Origin of the sequence: Companilactobacillus sp. HBUAS59699 (assembly GCF_036913575.1) — a bacterium.
In the GTDB taxonomy this organism is placed as follows: domain Bacteria; phylum Bacillota; class Bacilli; order Lactobacillales; family Lactobacillaceae; genus Companilactobacillus.
This window is the reverse complement of sequence record NZ_JAYKTV010000002.1, coordinates 122,107-134,725: the sequence shown is the minus strand read 5'-3', so window position 1 is coordinate 134,725 and position 12,619 is coordinate 122,107. Positions and strand designations below refer to the sequence as shown.

General features: G+C 38.0%; 11 protein-coding genes. 9 read left to right on the top strand and 2 right to left on the bottom strand.

All coding sequences use genetic code 11. The annotated features are described in order from the left end of the window. Positions 1 to 57: 57 nt before the first annotated feature. Positions 58 to 948: a phosphate ABC transporter substrate-binding protein gene (locus U8519_RS04265; protein ID WP_334329090.1), complete on the bottom strand. Its 891-nt coding sequence runs from the start codon at positions 946 to 948 to the stop codon at positions 58 to 60. Between the two features lie 297 nt (positions 949 to 1,245). Here U8519_RS04265 and U8519_RS04260 point away from each other — a divergent pair, with 297 nt between their 5' ends. Beyond that, positions 1,246 to 1,980: a winged helix-turn-helix transcriptional regulator gene (locus tag U8519_RS04260; RefSeq protein ID WP_334329089.1), complete on the top strand. Its 735-nt coding sequence runs from the start codon at positions 1,246 to 1,248 to the stop codon at positions 1,978 to 1,980. A gap of 99 nt (positions 1,981 to 2,079) precedes the next feature. On the opposite strand, the gene U8519_RS04255 is transcribed toward U8519_RS04260, so the two are convergent. Further along, complete coding sequence (locus tag U8519_RS04255) at positions 2,080 to 4,743, bottom strand: HAD-IC family P-type ATPase (protein ID WP_334329088.1); 2,664 nt, start codon at positions 4,741 to 4,743, stop codon at positions 2,080 to 2,082. A gap of 398 nt (positions 4,744 to 5,141) precedes the next feature. On the opposite strand from U8519_RS04255, the gene nagE reads away from it, so the two are divergent. The 8 genes from nagE to U8519_RS04215 all read left to right on the top strand — a co-directional run bounded on the left by nagE (position 5,142) and on the right by U8519_RS04215 (position 12,599). Then, positions 5,142 to 7,121, top strand: coding sequence for an N-acetylglucosamine-specific PTS transporter subunit IIBC (gene nagE, locus U8519_RS04250; RefSeq protein WP_334329087.1), 1,980 nt, complete (start codon positions 5,142 to 5,144; stop codon positions 7,119 to 7,121). A 220-nt stretch (positions 7,122 to 7,341) separates the two neighbouring features. Continuing rightward, positions 7,342 to 8,187, top strand: coding sequence for a MerR family transcriptional regulator (locus tag U8519_RS04245; RefSeq protein ID WP_334329086.1), 846 nt, complete (start codon positions 7,342 to 7,344; stop codon positions 8,185 to 8,187). A 693-nt stretch (positions 8,188 to 8,880) separates the two neighbouring features. Further along, the gene (locus tag U8519_RS04240) at positions 8,881 to 9,174 is read left to right on the top strand and encodes a BMC domain-containing protein (protein ID WP_334329085.1); all 294 of its coding nucleotides are present in this window, start codon (positions 8,881 to 8,883) and stop codon (positions 9,172 to 9,174) included. A gap of 11 nt (positions 9,175 to 9,185) precedes the next feature. Further along, positions 9,186 to 10,202 carry a DMT family transporter gene (locus tag U8519_RS04235; RefSeq protein WP_334329084.1) on the top strand — a complete coding sequence of 339 codons (1,017 nt, stop codon included), beginning with the start codon at positions 9,186 to 9,188 and terminating at the stop codon, positions 10,200 to 10,202. A 1-nt stretch (position 10,203) separates the two neighbouring features. Then, positions 10,204 to 10,488, top strand: coding sequence for a hypothetical protein (locus tag U8519_RS04230; RefSeq protein ID WP_334329083.1), 285 nt, complete (start codon positions 10,204 to 10,206; stop codon positions 10,486 to 10,488). Between the two features lie 12 nt (positions 10,489 to 10,500). Then, a complete protein-coding gene (locus U8519_RS04225) occupies positions 10,501 to 10,800 on the top strand; it encodes a BMC domain-containing protein (protein ID WP_125565745.1) in 300 nt (99 codons plus the stop codon). Between the two features lie 18 nt (positions 10,801 to 10,818). Continuing rightward, a complete protein-coding gene (locus U8519_RS04220) occupies positions 10,819 to 11,127 on the top strand; it encodes a BMC domain-containing protein (RefSeq protein WP_125565743.1) in 309 nt (102 codons plus the stop codon). Between the two features lie 17 nt (positions 11,128 to 11,144). Further along, on the top strand, positions 11,145 to 12,599 hold the full coding sequence (locus U8519_RS04215) for an aldehyde dehydrogenase family protein (protein WP_334329082.1): 1,455 nt from the start codon (positions 11,145 to 11,147) through the stop codon (positions 12,597 to 12,599). Positions 12,600 to 12,619 lie beyond the last annotated feature (20 nt).

The window sequence follows — 12,619 nt, the reverse complement described above, 5'->3', positions numbered from 1 at the left end:
GACATGAAAAAAGGAACTTCGACTGTCAACAATGCTAATAGTCAAAGTCCCTCAGAATTATTTGTTTGAAACAGTACCTTTGGCATCTTTTTGAACTTTCATGTCATGAATACTGATGTATCCCATCTTGCCAACAAGGTCTTTTTGAACTGCACTTGAGTCCATGTACTTCAAGAATTTAGCTGTTGCATCTTTAGCTTCACCCTTTGTATACATATGTTCATATGACCAGATAGGCCAGTCGTTTGTTTCAACATTTGCATCTGTAGGTTTAACATCGTTGATTGATACAGCTTGTACTTTGTCGTTGATGTATGAGAATGCTAGGTAACTAATAGCACCTGGTGTACTTTCAACGATCTTTTGAACAGTACCGTTTGAATCTTGTTCTTGTGACTTAACGGCTTTTTCACCACCGAGAACGGCGTCTTCGAATGTAGCACGAGTACCACTACCTTCGGCACGGTTCACAACTGTGATTTCTTGATCCTTGCCGCCAACATCTTTCCAGTTAGTAATTTTGCCTGTAAAGATTTTTTTCAATTGATCCATTGTTAGGTTCTTAACGCCGGTTTCTTTGTTAACAACTGGAGCCATACCAACTACGGCAACTTTGTGATCAACAAGCTTCTTAGCATCGATACCGTCTTTTGATTCGGCGAAGATATCAGAGTTACCAATGGCAACTGATCCGTCTTGAACTTGGCTAAGGCCTGTACCAGAACCTCCGCCTTGAACGGTAATACTGATGTTGCTGTTATCCTTTTGGAAGTTACTTGCAGCTTTTTCTACTAAAGGTTGTAGAGCTGTTGATCCAACAGCGGTAATTTTGCCTGATGCGCTGGAATCTGATGAACTAGAACTACTTTTGCTGTTACTGCATCCAGTTAATACGGCGATGAAAGCACCGAATAATAGGATCACAGAAATGATATTTTTCTTTTTCATAACTAACCCCTTACTAACAATATTTAGTACATGATGCAAATATAACTCGCCAATGTATAAAACTTGTTTGTTGTTTGTAAAGATTGTGTAAAGTTTGCATTTATATTTTAATATCATATGTATAAACAAATTTGTTTGAAAATGCCTGAACGGACAATTATTCTATATGTATTGGTGTATATCAAATAACAATATTAAATTGATGCAAAAAAGATTACGCCGGACAATTAATAAGCTATAATCGTGGTACACAAAAGGGAAAAGAATATATTTATTGAGTGGAAAGAGGTTGGATAGATGCGACCGTTGGTATTACTGAGTAAAAACCTACCACTATTCATTGAGATGAATAGTTACTGTAATAGTCAGGGGTGGTTCATTCATAATATGACTACGCCTGAAAAGACTGTCGAAATGGTCAATGACGATGATGTATCTGGCCTTATATGGGACTTGTCTACAACTGATTTAAAAACGTCACTAAATACACTTAAAGAGATACGAGACAAGATCGATGGACCGATCATTGTATTATCTCCAACAAAGAAAAAGGACGAGTGCAAGCTATTTTACGATATTAATGTTGATGCTTATTTAGTCGAACCACTATCTTATCCGGAACTTATTTCCAAATTCAAACAACTGTTTTGGGTCTATGATAAATTTGCCGTTAATCAAGCTAAAAAAAAGATTGAAAAAAATGTCAAACATACTGTGCAGTGTCATGACCTTTCAATTGACTTGAAACATTTCAGGGTATCTCATGAGGGAGTGGATCTAGGATTGACCCCGAAGGAATTCAGTTTATTGTGGTATTTGATGCAGCATCGTGGTCAAGTATTAAGTAGAGAGCAATTACTATCTGGGGTCTGGGGATACGATGCCGCTGGATCAAGTCGAACAATAGATATTCATATCAGCCACTTACGAGATAAGTTAGAAGAGAATCCGTCTTCGCCAACTTGGATCAAGACAGTGAGAGGCTTTGGATATATACTGGACAATGATTATCCTTTGGTGGCCACACAATAAAAATTTCAATAGTAATTAAGAAAAAAGGAGCGTTACGACGATCGTCGTAACGCTCCTTTTTGTTATGTAATCATACATTCAGTGGTATTAAGAACCGCATTATGCAAGTTTCTTATTCATCAATAGTCGGATGATCTTATCGAATTCAGCAACCGCCAAGACGATTATACCGCCAATTACAGCAAGTCCCCATTCAGGTAATCCGATTGATCCAGTATGGAAGATTTCTTGCATAAATGGAACATAAGTCAAAATCAGTTGCAAGATGATCATCAATCCAACGAAAACAAAGGCATACATATTGGAGAATAATTCTTTGGATAACGCCAGTTTTGGTGTACGGATGTTAAATAAGTAGAAGATCTTACCAACTACTAGGACGTTGACCATAGTAGTACTTGCAATTGTTTGACTGACACCATTTCCAACCAACCAAGCGTCAACTACTAAACTGACCCCAGCAATCAGAATTGCCACATATGTCATTTGGAAAATATCATGGCGACTCATGAATTTTGCACCAGTTTTTCTAGGAGCACGATCCATAATTCCTTCTTCAGCCGGTTCAAAGATTAATGCAAATTGGATTGTGATGGCTGAAACCATGTTGATCCAGAGTAGCTGTGTCGGGTGTAGTGGGATTTCATTTTTAGTTAAAATTGCGTAGGCTACGATCAAACCTTCAGAGAATGAAATTGGTAATAAGTAGAGAATACTCTTCTTGATATTATCGAAGATCCTACGTCCTTCTTTAATGGCAGTTGAGATGGTTGCAAAGTTGTCATCAGTTAGAACCATGTCAGCTGAATCTTTAGCAACGTCAGTACCCTTGATACCCATTGCTACACCAATATCAGCACGTTTTAAGGCGGGAGCGTCGTTGACACCATCACCAGTCATGGCGGTAACCTTATTATTTTTTTGTAATGCTTCAATGATCTCTATCTTATTACTTGGTGTAGTTCGTGCGAAAACTTGATTCTTGTCAGCGGCTTGAATGCGCTCGTCATCGTTCAAACGATCCCATTCAGGGCCAGTGATGGCATGAATTTCATCGGCTAAGCCTAATTTTTCACCAATTGTTTTAGCAGTTATAGCATTATCACCGGTAATCATTTTAACGGCCACGCCAGCTTTACGCATGACTTTTAATGCTTCGATAACCTCTTCACGTGGTGGGTCGATGATGGCAACGAGTCCTAAGAAGTTTAATCCGTCAGTGATTATTTCATGGGTAATTTCGTTTAAGTCATCAGGCTGTTTCTCATAACCGACAGCAATAACACGTTTACCTTCTTCAGAGAATCTCTTCACCAATTTGAACCATTTATCATAGTCGAATTGAGGATCGTTTTTTTGAGCCATTTCCAACAACTTATCAGGAGAACCCTTAACGAACAACAGGCGCTTATTGTCTTTATCCTTAACTAACTTTGCCATATAGCGGAAGTCTGAGTCGAAAGGTAAAATATCGAGTTCTTCATATTTATTTTCAGTACCATAAGGAACGACTTTGTGATAAAGCGTTAAGAAGGCTCCGTCAGTAGGTTCACCGTTAATTATCCAGTGACCATCTTCTTCAGATAAGTCGGTGTCATTAGCTTCATATCCAGCTTCTAATAATAGATTGAGCCTTTCATCTATTTTAACGGCTTGTCCATCTTTGGTAATTTGTCCTTCTGGACGATAACCGATTCCGCTAACTTGATACTCTTGATCATCAATCAAAATATCAGTAACGGTCATTTCGTTTTTGGTTAGTGTACCAGTTTTGTCAGTTGCAACAACGTCAACGGAACCTAAAGTTTCAACTGCTGGTAGAGTTTTTACAATTGTATTCTGATTCTTCGCCATGTCACTAACACCCTTAGCTAGAATAACCGAGGTCGTGGCAGGCAGTCCTTCAGGAATAGCACCAACCATCATGGCTACGACTGCTAGTGCTAAGACTGACAATGAATATGTATCAAAGAAAAATCCGATTAAGAAAATAACGATTGATGCAGCCACGATGAAGTAGGAAGTGTTTGTACCTAATTTATCGATAACAGTCATCAGTGGTGTTTTTCTTTGTTTAACTGAGCTAACAGAAGTAGAAATTTTACCGATTTCAGTTTCTGCGGCTGTTGCTACGACTAGTCCAGTACCACTACCATTGGTAACAGCTGTGGAAGCAAAGGCCATATTTACTTGATCAGCCAAGGCAACATCATCATCTTCAAGTGCTTCAGCTATCTTTTCAACCGAGTTAGCTTCACCAGTTAGGGCGGATTCTTGAATTCTTAAGTTATCAGAATCAACGATTCTAAGGTCAGCTGGAACATTGTCACCCGCTTCTAAGAAGACTAGGTCTCCAACGACCAGATCTTCAGCCGGGACATCTTTACGTTGTCCATCTCGATATACAGTGGCATCAGTTGATAACATCTGCTTGATTTTTTCTAGTGCATCAGAGGCGTTAGTTTCTTGATAATAACCGATCAAAGCATTAATGATAACTACTAATCCAATAATGATCGAATCAGAGTAGTGTCCCATTAGTAGTGTGATCAATGTCGATGCAATTAAGACGTAAATGACCATACTCTTAAATTGGCGCAAGAATATTTTCCATTTCGGTGTCTTATTTGCTTCTAGTTTATTTGGACCATCGGCGGATAATTTTTCAGCAGCTTGCTTGTCGGTTAATCCTTGTTTAAAATCCTCAAAGTTGTTTTTTTCTTTTAGTTCGTTTAATCCCATTTGAAAAAATTGTTTTTCCAATTATTGTTTCTCCTCAATTAAGTTTTTTGAAAATAGGGTTAAAAAAAGCGCGTTGCTGAATAGCAGTGCGCTTCAAAAAAACGTGATCAACTTTTAGTGCCGGAGATAATTGCGATATTCGTTTTCAGTCCAGTTCCACTCCTTAGAAATATTATATTAATAAATTAACAGGTATTTTTATTAATGTCAATCTTAATAATCTTATTAGATTTTAATTATATAAATGGACTGAAAAAACCATCATGGAGTATACCAATTTACAATAATTTGATTTTGAAAATTTAGTTATCAGTTTCATAGGTATATACCACGTGATTTTTATCTTGAAAAGTTACAGGTATACCATTATCATAGTGTTCGTTGATTTATTTTAATGTTCTTGGAGGGAAAATATAAAAATGAAAACTTATTTACAGAGAATGGGACGTTCATTACAACTTCCTGTAGCGGTCTTACCAGCCGCAGCTCTGCTTGTAGGAATTGGACATTGGATGCCAGCTAATTGGGCATTAGCACAATTTTTACAAGCAGGTGGTACGGCAATTCTAGGTCAATTAGCATTGTTATTTGCGGTTGGACTAGCTTTGGGGATGGCCAAAGAAAAAGACGGGGCTTCAGCACTAGCAGGAGTAGTGGCCTATATTGTTCCGGTCGGAGTATTGGCACCTGCTAATGTTGCCTTACTTAAGGGAATCAGTGCAAAGAATGTTGATCCAGCTTTCAATGCTATCTCAGGTAATGTATTTATCGGTATTATTGCCGGATTGACTGCAGCGGCGTTATACGATCGCTTCCACGAGACAAAATTACCTATGGCGTTGTCATTCTTTAGCGGTAAACGATTGGTTCCAATTATGTCATCATTAGTAATGCTATTATTTACAGTCATTCTATTATTTATTTGGCCAACGTTATATAACGCTCTGATTACTTTTGGTAAATTCTTTGTTCAATTAGGGCCTTGGGGCGCTGGGTTATTCGGCTTCTTCAATCGACTATTGATACCAACTGGTTTACATCAAGCGTTGAATCAGGTATTTGAATTTAATATTGCTGGTATCAATGATATTGGTAACTTTTGGGCAAACAAGGGTACCAAAGGGATTACCGGTATGTATTTAGCTGGATACTTCCCAGTTATGATGTTTGGATTACCAGCTGGTGCTTTGGCAATTTATCGTAACGCATTACCAGAACGTAAGAAGGCCACGGCCGGATTAATGATGGCAGGAGCTTTCGCTTCATTCTTTACCGGCGTTACGGAGCCATTGGAGTTCTCATTTATGTTTGTAGCATGGCCTCTATACGTGATACATGCCGTTTTCACAGGATTGTCTATGGCATTTGCGGCTTTCATGCATTGGACAGCCGGATTTACATTTAGTGCAGGTCTAGTTGACTATGTCTTGAGCTTACATATGCCGATTGCCAATCATCCTTTGATGTTACTAGTTCAAGGAGTAGTGATGGCAGTCATTTATTACTTTGGTTTTGATTTTGCTATTAAGAGATTCAATCTTATGACACCAGGTCGTGAGCCATTAGAGACAACTAATGGTGAAGCTGTAGAAGTTGAGACAGCAGACGATGATGACAAGTATATGATTGCTGCTAAAAAAGTTTATTCAGGAATTGGCGGTCATGATAATATCAAGGTCATTGATAACTGTACGACTCGCCTACGCTTGCAATTGTTTGATACTGGTAAAATTGATCAAGCAATGATCAAGTCATCTGGTGCAGCCGGAATCAATGTGTTGGATAAAAATAATATTCAAATCGTCATTGGTACAGAAGTACAATTCGTGGCCGACGCTTTGAGTGAGTTATACAAAGAAAATGCTCAAATAACTACTACTAAAGCAGCTCAACCAGAAGGCGATTCTGCACCATCAAATGACAATATTAAGTCAGGAGAAACAGATTTCTTCTATAGTATTGGCAATGGTCAATTAGAAGATATTGAAAAAGTACCTGATCCTACTTTTGCGCAGAAGATGCTTGGTGACGGTTATGCTGTTGTACCAGATGATAAAAAAATAGTTTCGCCAGTTGATGGAACTATTTCCACAGTGTTCCCAACTAAGCACGCGATTGGAATTACGACGGATAATGGTTTAGAAGTTCTTGTTCATATGGGGATTGATACGGTTCAATTGAAGGGTGAACCATTTGAAGTTGCAGTCACTGAAGGACAAAAAGTTACACATGGGGAACTGTTAGCAAAAATGGATCTCGATGCTGTTCAAGCAGCTGGCAAGAAGACCGACGTGATGATTATCATCACTAACATGCCAGCAGTATCGTACATGAAATTCACTGAATCTAATCGTAAAGTTCAATTGGATGATGAAGTTGTACAAGTAAAAATTAAGTAATTAGGAATATTTTTAAAAAACCTCGTATTTTTATAAAAAAATACGGGGTTTTTGTCATTTATATAAGATGTTGAGTTGTGTTATTTGAAAGCGCTTGACAACTTTTATAAATGCAATCATAATTTGAATTGGTTAAACAAGTGGATTGATAATTACTACGGATGAAACAACTATTGCATTCGCAATAGTTGTTATTTAGTTGGGAGGCAGTAAAGTGGATATGGCTAAAGCAAATATGGACAAACTCCATACAATCGGTGAAACGGCCAAAATCTGTGGCGTTTCCCGGAAGACATTACGCTTTTATGAAGAGCTGGGCTTACTAGTTCCAGACTATGTTTGTCCAGATAATGGCTATCGTTATTACAGTGATGATACGTTGAATATGGTCCCAATTTTGAAATATTACAAGCAAATGGGCTTTCATCTGCAAGAGATGAATGGTGTTGGGGATACTTGTGACTGCTTCTTTCACGAAAGGAACTTTCTAACTAAGTTAGATGAGCTAAAAAAAGAAGAAAAAGAACTGCAAAACCGTTACCAGGCTATCTACGATTGGGTAGGAATGTTGCATGAAGGTAATATGGCAATTGAGAATGGACTTTCCAGTATTACCTTGAAGTATGTGGAGCAAGAGCAGTACTATTCTTTGGAACAAGATTTTAAGTACGATTATAAGGATTCAATCATCAATCTACCATGGATTAATCACTTGGAAGAGTACGGAAGTGCCATTACTGGTCCGGTCATTCTATCATTTAATAATTATCAAGAAAAAGCTGCCGGTACGATTTCAAGAGCTACGATCATGCAGAAACCAGTTCGAAACGATCCACATCGTTTGCAGACAAAGGATTTCGGCGGACAAATGTATTTATGCACTTATAATGTAGGCGCTCCGAATACATCGGCGTCTAAGTATCATGATCTAGAAGTATGGGCTAAAAATCACGGATATGAATTGAGTCCAGAATGTTACGAACGTTATCTAGTCGATTATTGGGCAACCAAAGATGAAAATAGTTTCGTTTGTGAGATCATGGTTCCAGCAGAAAAAATTTCTTAACTAATGAGCTTTGAGATAATTCTCAAGGCTTATTTTTTTGTCTTGAAAGATTAACATAGTGAAAAAATCACAAAATTATTTTTATACGAAAAAAATCATAAAAAAGCGAAAAAATGAGAAAAAAGCAAATTTTTTTAAAAAACTAATTTTCCTGATTATTTTGTTATGAATTTTGAATTATCGATAAAAACAGAATGGAATATTTATTCCATGTGTATATAATTCGTTATACCTTCCCCTGCAGGACACTGTTGCTATGAATATGTATATTTGAATCCATAATTGTCAAATATCACTGATATATCAATCATCTAAAAAATATTCCTTGAACAAAAATATTTGGGAATATTTTTTTGTTTTTTTTAAAAAAGTCCTCAAAAAGTGTTTTTTATTCCTAAATTACCCCACTTTAAAAAAATTATTTTTTTTCAAAGTAATTCATTTGATGGGGATTCAAGTACTTATTTTATTAATTTCTAAATTAATGAATGCCTTATTATAGGCATTCTTATCTTCAAAATATTAATTATTGATACCAATAAATCAAAATCTATATCGTGCCAAATAAGCATGATTGTGCAAAAATACACAAATACTAATTTTGATGTTGACCCCTACCATAAGGGTAGGTCATATATTTAAATCGTTAAGTTATGTAAGCGTTTTAAGACGCGCAAACTAGGAGGAACGATTATGAAATTCGATGCATTAGGTATGGTAGAAACGAAAGGCTTAGTAGGATCAATTGAAGCGGCAGATGCCATGGTCAAGGCTGCGAATGTTTCATTGATAGGAAAAGAACTTGTTGGTGGCGGAATCGTTACCGTAATGGTAAGAGGCGATGTTGGAGCCGTTAAAGCAGCCACAGATGCCGGAGCTGCAGCAGCAGAAAGAGTCGGAGAAGTATTATCAGTTCACGTAATTCCTCGTCCACATGGTGAAGTAGAATCAATTCTTCCAAGTGCACCTGCAAATGTAACTGAATAAGGAGGATTCCTATGAATAGTGGAAAGAGCATTATGAATACTTCCGTAGTTTCTGCGGATACAAAAATGAAGGCTGTTGGTAAAAAATTTCAGGCAACTGGAATTTCCAACGGCCTGGTTTCTGGGTTGACATATGGTATTTACTCGACCCTAGTTGTTGTGGCAAGTGGATACAATCCATTAGTTAGTGCCGCAGGGATCCTGGCAGCACCATTTGTTGCTTCAGGATTGAATGACCTCTTTGCTGGTATTTGGCTATTATTCTATAACGCAAAGCAAGGTCGTTTGAAAGAACTTGGACGTACTTTGAAAACTAAACCAGGACTGATGTTAGTTGTCGGTTTCTTATTAGGGGGACCAATTGCTAACGGAGCTTATCTAGTTGGATTAGCCTTAGCTGGTGCTTATGCCATTCCGATTTCAGCAACATGTAGTTTGTTCGGTGCATTGTTTGCTTGGATCTTCTTGAAGCAACGCCCTACAAAACGTGTTGTTCTAGGAATGGTAATGTGTGTTGCCGGAGCAATTATTATTAACTTCGTTAAACCAGAAGGTGCACCAAACTTTACTTTAGGAATTATTTGCGCATTGATCGCTGCTATTGCTTGGGGACTTGAAGGAGTCTTCTCAAGTTTTGGTGGTGCAATGATCGATACTGACGTAGCAGTTAACCTACGTGAATTAATCTCAGGTTTATTCGCATTGCTAATAGTTGTTCCACTTATCGGTGGCGGTATCAAACTACTCGGTAGAACACTTCAAGCTCCATCACCAATGCTTTGGTTAGCAATTGCCGGATTGAGTGCAGCCATTTCATTCGTTACTTGGTATAAAGCCAATTCAATGGTTGGATGTGCGATCGGTATGTCACTGAACGTTACATACGCATTCTGGGGTGTATTGTTCTCAGTCCTATTCTTAGGACAAGCCCTTTCAGCAACAATCGTAATTGGTTCAATCGTCATCGTAATTGGTGCGATCGTTGTTACCATGAATCCTTTAGATCTATTTAGAAAAGGGGATGCATAAGATGTTACTACCAAGTAGAACAGCTGTTTTGAATTACATGTTCGACAAATGTGAAGTTGATGTTAAGTCAGTTATGGCAGCCTTGAAGAATGATTATGGTAATGAAAAACAATTTAACGAAAAAATGTATCTTGATCATCTGATGGCCCTTGAAGCTAACGGAATGGTAGAGATGTCCAGTTATGAATTAGATGAAAATGATGAATTGATAATGAGATACAAAATCACTGATGACGGTAAAAGTACTGTTGAAAAATACGTTGATAAACGTTATCGGATTGCGTAAGGAGGCAGAGATGTGAGATATAGAGGTGAAGAAGCAGTTGGCTTCATAGAAACTATCGGCTTGGTTCCAGCTTTGAAGGCTGCAGACGTAATGCTAAAAGCCGCAGACGTAGAGTTGATCTCTTACGAAAACATCGGTTCCACATTAGTAACAGTAATGATCAAAGGTGACGTTGCCGCAGTTGAGGCATCTGTTGAGGCTGGAGCAGTTGCAGCTGATGCAATTGGTAAATTAACCGCCAAGAACGTGATCCCAAGACCAATCCCAGCAGTTGGAGATATCGTATCAGTTCACGATATCGATCATCAGTAAAGTACGAGGAGAGAGAATATGAAGACATACCAAGCAATCGGTGCTATTGAAACATTCGGCCTCGTCTTTGTAGTTCAAGCAGCTGATGCAATGTGCAAAGCCGCAGATGTCGATGTAGTCGGTTATGAAAATACTGCTTCAGGTTATATTTCAGTAATTGTTCAAGGCGATGTAGCCGCATGTAAATCAGCCGTTGAAGCAGGAGTTAAGGCAGTCGAGAATATGGGAGCAGAAGTATATAGCTCAGTTGTTATTGCCAGCCCTCATCAAGATTTGAATAAGATAATCGACCGCTATTCACTAGACATTCTATTGGATGAAAAATAAAAAAGGAGTTGGGCAAAATGCAGTTTGTGGATAAAGATTTGAAATCAGTCCAGGAAGCAAGGATATTAGTCGAATCTGCGCGCGATGCCCATGTTCTTTTGAAAGAATACGGTCAACAAGATCTTGACCGAGTAATTGATAAGTTAATGTCCGGTATCCTGATCGAAATTCCTGAATTAGTTGATTTAGAGATTGCAGAGACCAAGGCCGGTGTTAAACAAGACAAATTAAAACTATTCGAAGAATTTTTACCAATTCTGGAAGATAAACTTAAAAATCAAAAAGTTATCGGAAGTTTGAAAGAAAATTCTAAGAATCAAATTGAAACGATTGGTGTTTCTCTGGGGGTCGTAGCAGTATTACTACCAACTGAAAATATTATTTTGAACAGTTTATATGCAACGCTAATTGCTATCAAATCCGGCAACACAGTTATCTTGGTACCTCAACCAAGAACTGAAAAAGTCGTTGCCAGATTTTATAGCAAAGTAGCTCACATTTGCAAAGAAGCTGGACTTCCACAAGGTGCCATCGGTTATATGGAAAACACAGCCGATGAAGGTGTTACACAAATACTTGCTCACCCAGATACAGCCATTGTAATTGATATCGGAGTTCCTAAATATTTTGACAACAATCAAGTTGTTAACAAGCCGATGATTTACGGTGGGACAGGTTCAACGCCAGTCTTCATTGATCACACAGCCGATGTTGCTCAGGCAGCAAAGTCAGTTGTGGATAGCCGATCATTTGATAACGGACTTTTACCAGCCGCCGAACAATTTGTTCTTGCTGAAGGTGTCGTTTCAAACGACGTCAAAGCACATATGAAGGAGTCCGGAGCTTACTTCATGTCAGACGACGAAGAAAAAAAATTACTAGGTAGCTTATTCTTAGATGAAGATCATGTAAATCCATTATTTACAGGACAAAGCGCAGTATGGTTAGCAAAACATTCAGGATTCAGTGTTCCGGAAGATACCAAGGTGCTCGTATCAGAGAAGCCTTACATCTTCGACGAGAATCCATTTACTAATGAATTGAAGTGTCCAATCTTAACATTCTATGTTGAACCTGATTGGATGCATGCATGTGAAAAATGTATCAGATTATTAAAGACAAAGAGAAATGGTCATACCTTAGCAATTTACTCGACCGATGAAAATGTCATCAATGAATTTGCTTTGAAGAAACCAGTCGGCAGAATGATTGTTAATGGACCAGCAAGTTTCTCAAGTATCGGATTAAATTCAACATTGCCAGTTTCATTGATTCTAGGCGGATTAACTACTGGACGAGGATTCATTTCCAAGAACGTCGTAGCTGAAGACCTAACTTATCAAAGAGACATCGGATATACGAAACCAAACATCCGCAACAATGTACAAGTTCAAGAAGTAACTCAGGAAAGAGATATTTCAGCGGACAAAGAATTATTAGCCAAAGTATTAAAGAAAATTATGGATCAATAAATTTGAAAAGTGAGGGAGTC

Bases quoted from the DNA above. Each gene is read 5' to 3' on its own strand.
- U8519_RS04265 (WP_334329090.1), bottom strand. From the start codon at position 948: ATGAAAAAGAAAAATATCATTTCTGTGATCCTATTATTCGGTGCTTTC.
- U8519_RS04260 (WP_334329089.1), top strand. From the start codon at position 1,246: ATGCGACCGTTGGTATTACTGAGTAAAAACCTACCACTATTCATTGAG.
- nagE (WP_334329087.1), top strand. From the start codon at position 5,142: ATGAAAACTTATTTACAGAGAATGGGACGTTCATTACAACTTCCTGTA.
- U8519_RS04245 (WP_334329086.1), top strand. From the start codon at position 7,342: ATGGCTAAAGCAAATATGGACAAACTCCATACAATCGGTGAAACGGCC.
- U8519_RS04240 (WP_334329085.1), top strand. From the start codon at position 8,881: ATGAAATTCGATGCATTAGGTATGGTAGAAACGAAAGGCTTAGTAGGA.
- U8519_RS04235 (WP_334329084.1), top strand. From the start codon at position 9,186: ATGAATAGTGGAAAGAGCATTATGAATACTTCCGTAGTTTCTGCGGAT.
- U8519_RS04230 (WP_334329083.1), top strand. From the start codon at position 10,204: ATGTTACTACCAAGTAGAACAGCTGTTTTGAATTACATGTTCGACAAA.
- U8519_RS04220 (WP_125565743.1), top strand. From the start codon at position 10,819: ATGAAGACATACCAAGCAATCGGTGCTATTGAAACATTCGGCCTCGTC.
- U8519_RS04215 (WP_334329082.1), top strand. From the start codon at position 11,145: ATGCAGTTTGTGGATAAAGATTTGAAATCAGTCCAGGAAGCAAGGATA.